This is a genomic window from Paenibacillus sp. FSL P2-0173, assembly GCF_038008045.1.
In the GTDB taxonomy this organism is placed as follows: domain Bacteria; phylum Bacillota; class Bacilli; order Paenibacillales; family Paenibacillaceae; genus Paenibacillus; species Paenibacillus polymyxa_B.
This window is the reverse complement of sequence record NZ_JBBOYK010000002.1, coordinates 539777-553900: the sequence shown is the minus strand read 5'-3', so window position 1 is coordinate 553900 and position 14124 is coordinate 539777. Positions and strand designations below refer to the sequence as shown.

The window sequence follows — 14124 nt, the reverse complement described above, 5'->3', positions numbered from 1 at the left end:
CAATGGGGTATATATACTTAGGAGCATTGGAAATGGAGTGAACAACTATGAAGTGGAAAAGATTACTATCTCTCCGTCAATGGTCACATGTATTTCGTCGTATGCCCCGATTTATTACTTCATCAAGGATTCCGCTGGGAGAAAAGTTACTCTTTGCGGTGCCTGTATTGCTCTATTGGGTATTACCTGATGTCATGCCATTTATGCCCATCGACGATATTGGTGTGACGCTATTGCTTATGAATTGGTTTGTCACCCGTGCCGAACGAAAATATCCAGATGTGCTTGAAAAGCAGCATGTACGTGTTCGGTAGATAAGCTTATGAATTTCGTGATTGCGATTTTTCACGATTTTCTTTACAATAGGAATATTGCCTTTTGCTATGCTGAATATAATTGTGGTCTATCGGCTCATGATGATGTTTCAGACGCAGCTGTGCTGCCGTAGTACCTCTTTCCCTCTGGGATAGAGGCTAATTATTTGAGTTGTTGATTTTACCCGCTAGGTTGTGTGGTGTGGATATGTATCCAATGAACCACATTTCATTTAATGAATATGAAGGAGATGAAGTTTGATGAACTGCAAAATTACTCGTAACGCAGCTAAAGTATTGAAACTTGAACTGGATAAGGAAGAGAACCAAGGGAAGAGCCTGCGCGTTGTTATTACTCATGCTCATGGAGATCATGCTCATTACGGGCTGGATTTGGACACGCCTAAAGAAACAGATACTGTCGTATCTACAGATAAAGGCATTGACGTAATTTTGGAAAACGGCCAGCCGCTGCTGGATGGTGTGAAAATTGATTACTTGTACTTCCCCGAAGAAGGATTTGTCATTACTAACCCTTCCCAAGGTAATCACGGCGACCACTAAGCCGGAGCTCGGAGGGATGACAGATGGCCAATGATATTCGCGTATGTGATGAATGCAATCATATCCGCTTGAAAACGATCTTGCCCAAGTTGCAAAAGATGGCACCAGATGCCGAGATCAAAATCGGCTGCAAATCGTATTGCGGTCCTTGTGGGAAACGAGCGTTTGTATATGTGAACGGACGTTATGTGAGTGCGGCCACAGAGGATGAAGTATTGGAGAAGGCTGCGCGCTTTATCAAATAGTTCCAGTACGCAGCATTCGCAATTTTTGAATAGTTCTCCTTCTTCTGATCCATGCTAATGGATGTAGACCACTGCCCAGAAGGAGGAGTGACTCATGGCCCAATATGATTCTAATCTCGACAATCACAGTGTTGAAGCTCAAACACAAAACTCGGTGGACAGGCTACACAATGCCGTCTCTCAGGCATTGTCACATCCGGCTGAGCAACTGATTGAACAGGCGGAGCAATCTCGCACTCATGCGGAACATGCCATACAGCAGGCAAAGGATAGCCTTGGTGACGACTCAGTAGAAGTTGCAGAGGACATGCTTGGTGAAGAGGTACAACGGCTTGAACAAGCTAAAAAAACGTTGCGTTCCTAGCGCAGTCGAGTGACAATCCATATAAAAAAGCACGATCCACAGCACTTACAAGCTGATGGATCGTGCTTTTTTGTTATATACAGGGTGGGTATGCGATCGGCATCCTTAAAAGAGTTCGGGGAGGATGCTATGTTAGCAACCTCCCACAGAAAGTCTATTAGATAAAGAAGGAGTTACTTCTTTGTTTGTGGTTCCCATTCGCGAATAAGATCGTATGTGATAACCTGATCGGATATGTTCAACCGATTGAGAGCTTCGGTATAGCCCGGTCCGCAGGCGTTTACATCTGTAGGCTGGCCTGTATTCAGGTTGTAACAGGTCCCTTTGGAAAATGTACCGTCTTCAGATGGAATGTAGTACACTCGTCCATCGGTGAAAGCACCAGTACGCAGCACAACCATACGAGGCTTCCCGCTAAACAGATCGTTTCCCATAAAATGATATGGTTTTGTAGAAATCCCAAGTAGGTGCATTACGGAAGGCGTCAGATCCAACTGACCTGCCGGTTCCGTATACGTGCCCGCCTGACTTCCGTCAGGAAGATGCACAAGCAATGGCACTTGATTCATGATTTTCTGCATGTCCAGATCCGTAAGTGGCTTGCCTAAAAACTTCTCATACAGTGCTTTGTCTTTAATAGAATTGTCATGATCCCCATAAAACATCAGGATCGTATCATCCCACAGTCCGTCTTTCTTCATCTGATCTACCAATTCGCCCAGTGCTTCATCTACATAATGGACAGATTTCAGATAGTCTCCGAACATGGTACCTTCAAACTCGCCAACGTCCAAATCTACCGCGTCAGGTGACAGGTTGTACGGATGATGGCTGGAGATACCGACCATATAGGCGTAGAACGGCTGCTTAACTTCGGTGGTGAGATCATTGAGCGTTTGACGGAAAAAGGATTTATCTCCTAGGGACCAACCCAGTGGCTCATCTATTTTAAAATCTTTTTTACTGTAGAACTTGTCATAGTTCATTGCCTTATACATGGTGTAACGGTTCCAGAAGCTGCTATCGTACACGTGAAACGCATTGGGACTATACCCAGTATCCTTCAAAATGGAAGGTAACGTATCGAATTTATGGTCCGCATAACGGATAAATACCGAGCCAGTAGGGAGCGGATGCAGCGAAGCATGTGTAGAGAAGTCCGCGTCCGAAGTACGACCCTGCGCAGTCTGGTGAAAATAATTGTTGAAATACATGCTTTCCTTCGTCAGTTTGTCAAAGTTAGGCGTAATCGCTTGACCGTTGATCTGTTTGCCGATAAAAAAGTTCATGAACGCTTCAGCTTGTATGACCATCACGTTTTTGCCCTTATACTTGCCAGATAGATCATTTTTAACCTGAAGCAACTTTTGGTGCTGATTAAACCATTCCTTATCCTTATCGGATTCTGCTTGAGCCAATGTAGGCTGGGGACCAAGGTGATCCTGACCATAGCGGTAGATGTCATATCCATGAAATCCGATCAATCCGGTTACGTTGTACAAGGCCATCGACCACCAGTTGCCGACAAATATGCCAGTTGCCCATGTGGAGGTATAATATTTGATCGGCCCAAATGTCAATACATAGCCAATCAGGAAGGCCAATGCCCCTTTGGAGAAGCGAAGCAGGAACCTCCTTGTGAACGAGCTTCGGGATGCTTCTAAATAAGTATCATTCGTTGTAAGTCGACGTCGTAACGAAGCCACAAATATGACATACGGAATGAATAGAATCCAGTCTGCAAAAAAGAAAATGTCCCACCAGTACATAAGGGATGCGATACTTCCGCCCAGAGAGTCAACTTGTCCGGCTTGAAGTAAGACGGGAATCGTAATGAAATCCTGGAAATACCGATAATAAACCATGTCGGAATAAATGAGCGCGGTGAGCAAAACATCGAGCACCACAAGAGCAATCAAACGTCCGCGACGTGGTAGCCATAAGGTCCAGAAGCTCACAAGTAAAAGAGAACCAATAGCGATGACATAATCCAGCGGATTCATGTCAATATTTTGGGCATGCAAGTTATAGTGAATCAGTACGAGCTTGCCGATCATAAGTACAAAAAACAGACCTAATCCAAAATATCGAGACAGCAGCACTCTGCTGAACGTGTTACCAGTGCGACTTGCACTGGACGTGCGAATAACCAACACTTTACCCCCTCCGGCAGAAATGTTCGGCTAGTATAAACTACATATTAACGTAATGTTAAAACCGAAATGCCTTTAATTATTATAGCGCTCATCTCGCGCATTTCAATGATTAAGTAAAGAAAATACAGCACAAATCAGGCCAGAAGAACGAACAGAGGGTTCGTTTCCTGGCCTAAACTTCATCATATTTAAGGCTGCAACGGCGAAGTATCTTTGCGGCGCGGAGGCAGAGGGCCTAGATACTGATAGTATTGGCATTCAATACGGCCGTTAAACAACTTCCGGCGCTTGTCTGCTTTACGGCCCCAATAATGCTCAAATTGCTTGGTGGAGCTGATGGCAAAGAAGGACCAAGTCTTCATTTCGGCTGCCGTGCGTGCGAGTGAACGGATCAGCTTTTCCACCTCGGATTGCTCGCTCAGTCTCTCGCCATAAGGTGGGTTTGTAATCATCACACCATATTGTCCTTCGAGTCTGACTTTAGTTACAGGCATTACCTTAAGAGGGATGTCTTTAGCAAAGCCTGCTGCTTTTACAGCTGCCTCAGCAACTTGTATGGCATTTGGGTCGATATCGCTACCTGCAATCTCAAAAGGAATGTCATCGCGGGTCAAATCCATCGCTTCGTCGCGAGCCTGATCCCATAATTCTCTGCCAATGACAGGCCAGTCTTCCGAGTTAAAGGTACGTCTCAGGCCTGGCGCAATGTTCCAGGCTTGCATGGCAGCTTCGACCAATAAAGTACCGGAACCGCAGCATGGGTCATAGAATGGTCGGTCAGGGCTCCAGCGACTAAGCTGAATAAGAGCAGAAGCCATCGTTTCTTTGAGAGGCGCCTCTGTAACGAGCTTACGATAGCCGCGTTTGTGCAGTCCTGGACCGGTCGTATCAAGTGTCAGCAATGCACGATCATTCAATAGAATGACCTCAATGACGTAACGAGGGCCATCTTCAGCAAACCAATCTGTGTGGTAGGTTTCCTTGAGCTTCTCTACAATCGCCTTCTTGACGATTCCCTGACTGGCTGGTACGCTACTAAGCTGTGATTTGTGCGAACGTCCCTCTACGGGAAATTCACCATCTACAGGAATCCAATCCTGCCAAGGCAATGCTTTGGTACCCTCGAACAGCTCGTCGAAGGTAGTTGCAGCAAATTCACCCATTTTTATAAGCACGCGGTCTGATGTGCGAAGCCACAGGTTACACCGGCATATATCCATATAATCTCCGGTAAAAACGACGCGGCCATTTTCAACGGTCAGATCTTCGTACCCGAGTTCTCTGAGTTCCCGGGCCACGACGGCTTCAAGTCCCATTGGCGCAGTTGCAATTAGTTGCAGTTGAGTCATTAAACGTATTCACTCCGTCCCCATAATCATGTAAGCTTGGTTCAATCCCTATAGTATAGGTCATTGTACTCGAAGAGACAAATCATTAAGGTAAAAAATTTACGAAGGACATCACGTCCAACCTGCGCTATGATTAAGCAAGAAGGAGAGATGAACCGTGGAAATTACACCAAATATGACGCCTGAACAATATGTAGACCAGCTGGTACAAGAAGATGAAGCACTGCGCAGTATTAGGGAGGCTATCGTTAAAGAAGGTATGCCGGAAGTATCCGTTGCTCATCCTTACGGAAAACTGTTGACCTTTCTAATTGAAGTATCTGGCGCACAGCATGTACTGGAAATCGGCGCATTAGGCGGCTACAGTGGATTATGTCTGGCTCGTGGGCTGGGAGAAAAGGGCCGCATTGTGTCACTGGAGCTGAAAGAAGCGTACGCAGCGCTGGCACATCGACATATGGAAAACAACGGATACGGTGACCGTGTCGAATATCGTATCGGACCCGCAGCGGACAGCTTGAAGGAACTTCAGGAAGAGGGAAGAACTTTCGATTTTTTCTTCATTGATGCAGATAAGGAAAATTACCCAGTGTATCTGGAATATGCGATTGCTCTGGCGAATCCGGGTGCCATTATTGCGGGAGACAACTGTTTCCTTCGCGGACGGACGCTGAATACGGATAAGAACGGCCCTGCCGTCCAGGCCGTGAGACGTTTTAATGAAACGATAGCAACAGATCCACGGCTGGTCAGCACGCTTTTGCCAGCGTACGATGGATTGGCGCTAGCTCGAGTTAAATAGCGTTCATTCCCCATGTATAGCCACATATAAAGAAAGAACCACCTTGTCCACGGCAGCGTGAACAAGGTGGTTCTTGTCTGTTAAGGCAGGCTTGTCTTACCCGAAGGTTATCTTACCTGAAATCAGGCGTAGCCTTACGATCAAAAAGCTTCATGCGTACCCAGAATATGTTGACGATTAACAGGACACCTGACATGATAAACAGTCCTTCGATGCCAATAAACCCGGATAGCACCCCGCCAATGACAGCACCCAGCATATTTCCGAGCGCTAGCGAACTGGTATTGAAGCCGAAAGAACGGCTTTCCATTCCTTCCGGTGTATACGTGCGAATCAACGCATTTACGCTTGGTAGCAGACCGCCCATAAATACACCCATGAAAAAACGGATAATGACAAGTTGCCATACTTCATTGACAAAAGCCTGCGGAATGAGCATAACCGCCGTTCCGAGCAGTGCAATGGTCAAGATCTTGTGCGCCCCTATCTTGTCACTCAATCTTCCAAGGAGCGGTGCAGCAACCATATTGGATACGCCTGTAATAGCCGTAACGAATCCGGCAATCAGCGCAATTCCTTCTGCCGACCCGTACAGTTTTTGCACATATAACGGCAGCAGAGATACCGTACTGATCATGGCAAACTGGAGCAGAAACGTTACGGTGAACAAAGCCGGAAGCTGGGGCGTATGGCTTAGCTCCTTTAATCCGGCAAGAACCGAAATTTGCGGTATGCGTGCAGCTTCCGTTTTGCTGAAATTTTCTTTAACCAGAAACATTGCGATGAGCGAGGCTATAAGAATTAGAGCGCCTGTAATATAAAAGATCGGTCTGAATCCGACCCAATCAGCCAAAAATCCGCCTAGCAGAGGGCCGAGAATCGTGCCAGCCATCTGACCGGATTGCATAATCCCCATAGCGAATCCGGTTCGCTCTTTGGGAGTGGTACCCGACACTAGGGAAATCGATGCCGGATTGAAACCCGAAATCGTACCGTTCAGCAGGCGAAGCGCTAGCAGTTGCCACGGGTGGGTGACCAAACCCATACATCCGATGACCAAAGCCATACCAAAGCCAGAGCGAAGCAGCATGACTTTACGTCCATATCGGTCAGCCAGCTTGCCCCACAAAGGCTGGAACATAAATGAGGTCAAAAAGTTAGCGGCAAAAATAACTCCGGCCCATAGACCAATATCGTGCTCTCCCTTCACATGAAGGTCCTGAGCCAGATACAGGGCGAGGAACGGAGTAATCATCGTAATACCCGCATTGACCAGAAACTGACCGAACCAAAGCACAATGAGATTGATTTTCCACGTCTCCCACGTTTTCAATGTGCTTTCACTTCCTTTCTGCCCATTCTCATCCTGTTGTAAATCCTACTTATCCAAGCATAACTTCTCCGGAGCTTTAAAAAAGCCATTTCTCTAGTATAGCACACTTCATTGAAACTTTATCCAAATGTCATGGGTTTGTCATGGTTTGTTCGAGAGCTGCGGTTGTTACGACTCTTGAAAAAGGGCATAATAAAATATAGTATTTATGATTCGAACTGGAGGCTGAAGTCATGACCTACAATGATACTTTTATCCGCGCTTGCCGCAAGCAAGCTGTGGATCATATTCCCGTATGGTACATGCGGCAGGCCGGAAGGTATGACCCTGAGTATCGCAAAATTAAAGAAAAATACACATTGCTTGAAATATGCCGCCAGCCCGAGTTGGCCGCAGAAGTGACCTTGATGCCCGTGCGCAAGCTTGGGGTGGACGCTGCAATTTTATATTCTGATATTATGAATCCGGTAGCCTCTCTAGGGGTTGATTTTGATATTGTCAAAAATATTGGCCCGGTTATTGATAATCCGATCCGGTCAGCTGCAGACGTAGATAAGTTGCGTCCAATTGATGTGGAACGCGATTTGGGTCATATTTTGGAAACGATTCGTATTTTGGACCGTGAACTGAACGTGCCATTGATTACGTTCGCTGGAGCGCCTTTTACCATTGCAAGCTATTTAATAGAAGGAAGGCCTTCGAAAGGATATATTCGCACCAAAGCGATGATGTATGGAGAGCCTGAGCTGTGGCATCGCCTGATGGATAAGCTAGGAGACATGGTTATTACATACGTGCGAGCCCATATCGCTAATGGCGGTAAGGCTTTTCAATTGTTTGATAGCTGGGTAGGTGCGCTCTCGCCTTATGATTTTCAAACTTTTGTGCTGCCGACTATCACACGTATTTTCCATGAACTATCTGATCTGGATGTACCTAAAATTTATTTTCCGGGCGTAAGCTCTGGTGAATTGCTCCCACACTTGAATGGGTTAAAAGCCGATGTGATTGGACTGGACTGGCGGGTAAGTATACCTGAAGGACGTCGTCGCTTGGGGAACGGTTTTGGTGTACAGGGAAACCTGGATCCTTATGTGCTTACTGCGCCAATCGATGTTATCAAGCAGTATGCGAAAACCATTGTAGATGAAGGCATTTTGGAGCCGGGTTACATTTTCAATCTCGGTCATGGTTTATTTCCTGAGGCCTCGCTAGATAAGCTAAGAGAGCTTACTAATTATGTACATGAGTATTCCCGCTCGGTTTTGTCAAAAAATGAATACATTAGAAATGTTAAGAGGTGATCTGTTAATGAAAACAAAAGTGGGTGTACTGGTCATGTCCTACGGGACGCCGGAGAGTCTGGATCAGGTGGAAGCCTATTATACACATATTCGTCGCGGCAATGCTCCCTCGCCGGAGCAGTTAAAAGAATTAAAGGATCGTTATGAAGCTATTGTAGGCGGTGTGTTTCCGCTGCGGCAGAACACGGATCGGCAGGTTCAAAACTTGCAGGAAACCTTAAATCGGGAAAATCGCAACCCGGACATTGAATTTGTCTGTTATCAGGGACTCAAACATGCCAAACCGTTTATTGAAGACGGTGTGGAAGCTATGGTGCATGATGGCATTCGTACAGCGGTGGGTGTCGTGCTGGCTCCTCACTATTCCGTTATGAGTGTAGGCACTTATATTAAGCGCGCACAGGCTAAGGCACAGGAACTGGATCTAGCCATATCATTTGTGGAGAGCTATTATCTTCATCCAAAGCTGATTAAGACGCTGACTGAGCGTGTAAACGCCAAACTGGCGCTTTTTGAAGAAGCTGGAGCCAAGCGGGATGAGGTTCGTGTTCTGTTTAGTGCGCACAGCTTGCCTGAACGGATTTTGGCTATGGGTGATCCTTATGTTGAGCAATTAATGGCTACATCGCAGGCTGTTGCGGACAAGGCGGGAATTACCAACTGGCAGTTTACGTGGCAAAGCGCCGGTCGTACAGCAGAGCCATGGCTGGGGCCAGACATTTTGGATACCATGCACAGTCTTAAAGAGGAGCAAGTGGAGTATGTGCTGGCTGCGCCAGTTGGCTTTGTTTCTGATCACTTAGAGGTGTTATACGATCTGGATATTGAAGCACAGGCGTTAGCGAAGGAATTGGATATGCGTTTTCAGCGTATTGATTCACTCAACAGTGATCCACTGTATATGGAGACGCTTAGTGATGTCATCATAGACCAATGGAAAAAGGGATGAGGACATAATGGAGCAAAAGTTACGTAATATTGTAATTGTAGGCGGAGGCTTGACCGGGCTTAGCACTGCTTTTTATACACGAAAAATGTACAAAGAAGCTGGCTATACACCTCGAATTACGTTGGTGGAGAAAGCTTCCGTGCTGGGCGGGAAAATTGAAACGCTGCATAAAGATGGTTTTGTAATTGAAAAGGGGCCAGATTCCTTTCTGGCCCGTAAAACGGCCATGATAGACCTGGCAAAAGAGCTGGAGTTGGATCATGAACTGGTGAGCACAAATCCTGAGGCTAAAAAGACATACATTTTGCATGAAGGACAGCTTCATCCGATGCCTCCTGGGCTGGTGCTGGGGATTCCAACAGAGCTGAAACCTTTTTTGCGCAGCGGCTTGATCTCTCTAGGCGGGAAAATGCGGGCTATGATGGATTTTGTCATTCCGCCTCGCCGTGTACCGGGAGATGAGGCGTTGGGTGATTTTATTGAACGCCGACTGGGCAAAGAAGTGCTGGAAAATGTAACCGAGCCACTGCTGGCGGGGATTTATGCTGCCAACATGAAGACGCTAAGTTTGCAGGCGACCTTCCCACAATTTGCTGAGGTAGAGCAGCAGTACGGAAGCCTCATTCACGGGATGATGACAGGCCGAAAACCAGCTGAAACACATACAGGTACGAAAAAAAGCGCCTTTTTGACCTTCCGTCAAGGCTTGCAAAGTTTGGTGCATGCGTTGCTGAATGATTTGTATGACTGTGATTTACGCACCGGAATTGCTGTTACAGAATTCACAAAGACCACGGAAAGTGGAGACAGCCCATATCGCGTTATGCTGGATAATGGAGAGACGCTGGAGGCGGATGATATTTTTGTAACGACTCCCAACTTTGCTGCTGCGCCGCTATTGCGAGATCATGTCAATGTGGCTGCACTGGAAGCCGTTAATTATGTCTCCGTAGCAAACGTGGTCATGGCCTTCGATAAAAATGATATTGAGAATGTCTTTGACGGTTCTGGTTTTCTGGTCCCTCGCAAAGAAGGACGCAGCGTGACCGCTTGCACATGGACGTCTGCCAAGTGGCTACATACTAGCCCGGATGATAAGGTGCTGTTGCGCTGTTATGTAGGGCGAGCAGGAGCTGAAGACACTGTAGAGTTACCGGATGATGAGCTGATTGCACTGGTACGTAAGGATTTGAAAGAGATGATGGGAGTTACAGCAACTCCGCTGTTCACGGAAATTACACGTCTTCGCAATTCCATGCCGCAATATCCGGTAGGGCATCCGCAGGCTATAGCTGATTTGCGGGAAGAGTTACGCACTGCCATGCCGGGAGTGTATGTGTTGGGTGCTGGCTATGATGCGATTGGTTTACCGGATTGCATCCGTCAGGCTAAGGAATGGGCCTCCCATGCCGTCCAAACGACACAGCAGGAAGCGGTCAAGGTACAGGTGTAAATGTTCAATGATGAACCCTTCGCGATCCAGGCGAGGGGTTCTATTTATATTGAAATTTGATATATAATGGAGAAGGTGTAAAATTCGCCAGCTAATAAAGAAGTTATGCATATGTAATAGCATAGAAGGAGTGAAGAATGTACCCTCCCAGATCACAGAGAAATGAAGGTCGCAAGAAAGCAAGAAAACCAAAAATAGGCAAGGCTTGGATTATTACGAATCTGGTCCTGCTGCTTATGATCGTAGGTCTTTTCGGTTATTATTACATATTTGAACACGACAACAGTGGCTCTCTTGCGGAAAATGCCGGGTATTCGCAAACGGAGAAGAAAATCCAAACGGAATCTGCTAGTGAAGAGCGGTCTACTCCCTCGGTCAGTGAAAATGTTACAGACTTGTCAAATAAACAGCTGGACGAAGGCTCCCATGCAGATAAGCAATTTGCTGACGATGAAACGAAGCAATCTGCTGCTTCAGACACAAGCCATCGTCCCGCGACAACGTCTGACACAAATGCTCCCGAAGGCAGCTCTTCAGGAGCAAAATTATCCTCGGGGAAAGACGGGCAAGCAGGGAACGATACGTCCAATAAGGAATACGACGGTAATCCATCCGCGGATAAGGGAGGAACGGAGGATGTAAAAAGATCCAAAACAGACGGTGCAGATTCTCCGACAGTCACGCTTCACTTTGTAGGGGATGTGCAATTTTCCGGTAAAGTTGAGCAGCGATTGGAACAGAATGGGTTTGAGTTTCCGTATCAATATCTCGGAAACTTGTTTCATAAAGACGATCTGACGATTGCCAATCTGGAAACGCCCGTGACAACGAATGGTGTGGGTGCGTTAAATAAAACGTATGTGTATAAATCTTCGCCCAAGGCGTTAACTGCGTTGGCTGCGGCAGGGATAGATGCTGTCAATTTGGCCAACAATCACATTTTGGATCAGGGCACAGGCGGATTACTGGATACACTGAAGTATCTGGATGAAAAAGGTATAGCCCATGCTGGAGCCGGACGTAATGCAAAAGAAGCGTATGCGCCGCATTATTTTGAACGTAAAGGGATCAAAATTGCGTTGTTGGGGACTACACGTGTCATGCCTGAAGCCAACTGGAATGCGGGCGCCAAACTGCCCGGTGTAGCAGGAGCCTATGATTCGTCCGCTATCGTAAAGTCCATCCGTGAGGCACGAATGCAGGCCGATCTGGTGATTGTCATTGCCCATTGGGGGAAGGAGCGCGCTACTGCACTTGAGCCCCATCAGACCGAGTTATCGCATGCTTTTATTGATGCTGGAGCTGATCTTGTCATTGGCGGTCATCCACATGTGCTTCAAGGGATGGAGCAATATAAAGGTAAATGGATCGCATACAGCACAGGCAATTTTATTTTTTCTAAATCAACGGTGCCAGCCACTTGGGATACAGCCATATTTCAGGCAACCTGCACCCGAAAAGGGGCTTGCGAAATGAAGCTGACCCCTTACCGGGCGGAGCTAGGTCAACCGATTCCATTGAAGGATACGGAGGCCAGCAAAATTTTGCAGAGAGTGGCGGCACTGTCACCGGGAAATGTCTCTATAGGGACGGATGGTACAGTAAGCGCTCAATAGAAGCTCGAAAAGAAATTTTTTATATGGGAATTGACGGAACGATCGTATGAAGGACTCCTTTGTGGATGGAGGTCATAACAAGATGAATCATTTGTGCGTGGCTCACCGCGGTTTTTCGGGGATTGCTCCCGAGAACACGATGGCAGCCTTTAAGCTTGCGTTGAAGCAGCCATTTGTACACTGGATTGAGCTGGATGTACAGCTGTCAAAGGACGGTGTTCCGGTGGTAATTCATGATTTTACGCTGGAGCGCACGACGAATGGTATAGGGAAAGTAAAGGATTCAGACTGGAAAGCATTGCAACAACTTGATGCTGGTAGCTGGAAAAGTGCAGAATACCGTGGAGAAATGATCCCTTCCCTCGCACAGGTACTGGATTTATGTCGTGGCCGCGTATCACTCAATATTGAGCTTAAAACAGCGGGAGATATGTATCCGGGACTGGAGAAAGCCGTACTCCGTGAAATTGTGATGAGAGGGATGGAGGGAGAGGTGGTATTAACCTCTTTTGAGCGTGCCGCAGTACGCCGGGCTAAGGAGCTGTCTCCTGAGATCCGTACAGGATTGATTATCGATGCGCGTCCAGATGACTTGGCAAAGCAACTGGAGCAGCTACAATGCACTTTTTTATCCATGGGCTATCCGCGTTTGGATCGAAACCTGATGAAAGATCTCACTGGCCGCGGTATTACTGTCATGGCGTGGACGGTGGATGACCGCCGTATAATGCGGAAATTGTCCTCATTGCATCCTGAATTGATGATTTGCACTAATTGGCCGGATCGCTGGGAGCAGGTTTTTTTGCTTTCCAAGCACCGGATGTGGCACTATATACGTAAACTTATTCGTTAATCAATTGGACTACATACGCGGGAAGGGTGACGGATCGTGATGAACGTGGATATTCGTAATGTTTACTGTGTTGGGCGCAATTATAAGCTGCATGCGGAGGAGCTGGGTAATGAGGTTCCCGCAGAACCGATGATTTTTTTGAAGCCGTCTCATGCGGTTGTGCCGCTGGATGGCGCCACGCTGGAGCTTCCTCAGGGGCAGGGAGATATTCATTTTGAGACTGAGCTGGTCGTGGCTGTAGGACGTAAATACGAACCAGGCATGTCTGCAGATACGTGTCTGAACGCATTTGCATTCGGCATTGATTTTACCCTGCGTGATGTACAAAGTGTTCTCAAGAAAAAAGGCCATCCATGGACCGCCGCCAAAGGCTTTAAATCGTCTGCTCCCGTGACACCATTCCTGCCTTTAGAAAAATTGGACATGCTGGAGCAGCAGGATTTTTCCTTGCTCAAAAATGGACAGGAAGTCCAGCGTGGACATGTTAAAGATATGATTTTTTCTATCCAGCACATCGTCGAATATATAGCGACTCATTATGGGCTGGGTGAAGGAGATATTATTTTTACAGGTACTCCAGCAGGAGTAGGGCCTACAGCAAGCGGGGATCGCTTTGAGCTTTTCTGGGGGAGTGATCGTCAGGGGAGCTTCACCATCGCATAAACTTGTGAACGGCATTCATGGATGAGGATTAAAAAAGGGAATGTTCTTGGTAGTTGGGAAATAAAGAGCGATTCCCTTAGAAAAGCATTGTGAAGGCCGTGTCCTGTGCCAAAGCATGGGACACGGCTTTTATATAAGTGTAGAGCATTGTACAATAAT

At 46.9% G+C, this 14124-nt stretch carries 14 protein-coding genes; 11 read left to right on the top strand and 3 right to left on the bottom strand.

Annotated features, from left to right (window positions below; all coding sequences use genetic code 11):
• Positions 1 to 47: 47 nt before the first annotated feature.
• The 4 genes from MKX30_RS12780 (at position 48) to MKX30_RS12765 (ending at position 1487) form a co-directional block, all read left to right on the top strand.
• Positions 48 to 314: a hypothetical protein gene (locus tag MKX30_RS12780; protein ID WP_023987991.1), complete on the top strand. Its 267-nt coding sequence runs from the start codon at positions 48 to 50 to the stop codon at positions 312 to 314.
• A gap of 261 nt (positions 315 to 575) precedes the next feature.
• The gene (locus MKX30_RS12775; protein WP_013309686.1) at positions 576 to 878 is read left to right on the top strand and encodes a heme biosynthesis protein HemY; all 303 of its coding nucleotides are present in this window, start codon (positions 576 to 578) and stop codon (positions 876 to 878) included.
• 23 nt (positions 879 to 901) lie between these two features.
• The gene (locus MKX30_RS12770; protein WP_007429791.1) at positions 902 to 1123 is read left to right on the top strand and encodes a DUF1450 domain-containing protein; all 222 of its coding nucleotides are present in this window, start codon (positions 902 to 904) and stop codon (positions 1121 to 1123) included.
• 94 nt (positions 1124 to 1217) lie between these two features.
• Positions 1218 to 1487, top strand: coding sequence for a hypothetical protein (locus tag MKX30_RS12765; RefSeq protein WP_023987992.1), 270 nt, complete (start codon positions 1218 to 1220; stop codon positions 1485 to 1487).
• A gap of 173 nt (positions 1488 to 1660) precedes the next feature.
• Here MKX30_RS12765 and MKX30_RS12760 read toward each other — a convergent pair whose 3' ends face one another.
• Complete coding sequence (locus tag MKX30_RS12760) at positions 1661 to 3643, bottom strand: LTA synthase family protein (RefSeq protein ID WP_023987993.1); 1983 nt, start codon at positions 3641 to 3643, stop codon at positions 1661 to 1663.
• A 188-nt stretch (positions 3644 to 3831) separates the two neighbouring features.
• A complete protein-coding gene (locus tag MKX30_RS12755) occupies positions 3832 to 4992 on the bottom strand; it encodes a THUMP domain-containing class I SAM-dependent RNA methyltransferase (protein WP_023987994.1) in 1161 nt (386 codons plus the stop codon).
• A 157-nt stretch (positions 4993 to 5149) separates the two neighbouring features.
• Between MKX30_RS12755 and MKX30_RS12750 the strand changes: the two genes are divergently transcribed.
• A complete protein-coding gene (locus MKX30_RS12750; protein WP_023987995.1) occupies positions 5150 to 5794 on the top strand; it encodes an O-methyltransferase in 645 nt (214 codons plus the stop codon).
• A 112-nt stretch (positions 5795 to 5906) separates the two neighbouring features.
• Here MKX30_RS12750 and MKX30_RS12745 read toward each other — a convergent pair whose 3' ends face one another.
• A complete protein-coding gene (locus MKX30_RS12745) occupies positions 5907 to 7127 on the bottom strand; it encodes an MFS transporter (RefSeq protein ID WP_023987996.1) in 1221 nt (406 codons plus the stop codon).
• A gap of 233 nt (positions 7128 to 7360) precedes the next feature.
• Here MKX30_RS12745 and hemE point away from each other — a divergent pair, with 233 nt between their 5' ends.
• From hemE to MKX30_RS12715, 6 genes are all read left to right on the top strand, one after another.
• The gene (gene hemE, locus MKX30_RS12740; protein ID WP_023987997.1) at positions 7361 to 8431 is read left to right on the top strand and encodes a uroporphyrinogen decarboxylase; all 1071 of its coding nucleotides are present in this window, start codon (positions 7361 to 7363) and stop codon (positions 8429 to 8431) included.
• Positions 8432 to 8438: 7 nt separating this feature from the next.
• Entirely contained in the window at positions 8439 to 9380 is a 942-nt protein-coding gene (hemH, locus tag MKX30_RS12735) for a ferrochelatase (protein ID WP_028542839.1), read from the top strand.
• Positions 9381 to 9387: 7 nt separating this feature from the next.
• A complete protein-coding gene (hemG, locus tag MKX30_RS12730; RefSeq protein WP_075154023.1) occupies positions 9388 to 10833 on the top strand; it encodes a protoporphyrinogen oxidase in 1446 nt (481 codons plus the stop codon).
• Positions 10834 to 10970: 137 nt separating this feature from the next.
• The gene (locus MKX30_RS12725) at positions 10971 to 12449 is read left to right on the top strand and encodes a CapA family protein (protein WP_341062873.1); all 1479 of its coding nucleotides are present in this window, start codon (positions 10971 to 10973) and stop codon (positions 12447 to 12449) included.
• Positions 12450 to 12531: 82 nt separating this feature from the next.
• Positions 12532 to 13302, top strand: coding sequence for a glycerophosphodiester phosphodiesterase (locus MKX30_RS12720; RefSeq protein ID WP_341062872.1), 771 nt, complete (start codon positions 12532 to 12534; stop codon positions 13300 to 13302).
• A gap of 39 nt (positions 13303 to 13341) precedes the next feature.
• Entirely contained in the window at positions 13342 to 13965 is a 624-nt protein-coding gene (locus MKX30_RS12715) for a fumarylacetoacetate hydrolase family protein (protein WP_069291625.1), read from the top strand.
• Positions 13966 to 14124: the final 159 nt, after the last annotated feature.

Bases quoted from the DNA above. Each gene is read 5' to 3' on its own strand.
- MKX30_RS12715 (WP_069291625.1), top strand. From the start codon at position 13,342: ATGAACGTGGATATTCGTAATGTTTACTGTGTTGGGCGCAATTATAAG.
- MKX30_RS12725 (WP_341062873.1), top strand. From the start codon at position 10,971: ATGTACCCTCCCAGATCACAGAGAAATGAAGGTCGCAAGAAAGCAAGA.
- MKX30_RS12775 (WP_013309686.1), top strand. From the start codon at position 576: ATGAACTGCAAAATTACTCGTAACGCAGCTAAAGTATTGAAACTTGAA.
- MKX30_RS12755 (WP_023987994.1), bottom strand. From the start codon at position 4,992: ATGACTCAACTGCAACTAATTGCAACTGCGCCAATGGGACTTGAAGCC.
- hemE (WP_023987997.1), top strand. From the start codon at position 7,361: ATGACCTACAATGATACTTTTATCCGCGCTTGCCGCAAGCAAGCTGTG.
- MKX30_RS12780 (WP_023987991.1), top strand. From the start codon at position 48: ATGAAGTGGAAAAGATTACTATCTCTCCGTCAATGGTCACATGTATTT.
- hemG (WP_075154023.1), top strand. From the start codon at position 9,388: ATGGAGCAAAAGTTACGTAATATTGTAATTGTAGGCGGAGGCTTGACC.
- hemH (WP_028542839.1), top strand. From the start codon at position 8,439: ATGAAAACAAAAGTGGGTGTACTGGTCATGTCCTACGGGACGCCGGAG.
- MKX30_RS12720 (WP_341062872.1), top strand. From the start codon at position 12,532: ATGAATCATTTGTGCGTGGCTCACCGCGGTTTTTCGGGGATTGCTCCC.
- MKX30_RS12765 (WP_023987992.1), top strand. From the start codon at position 1,218: ATGGCCCAATATGATTCTAATCTCGACAATCACAGTGTTGAAGCTCAA.
- MKX30_RS12770 (WP_007429791.1), top strand. From the start codon at position 902: ATGGCCAATGATATTCGCGTATGTGATGAATGCAATCATATCCGCTTG.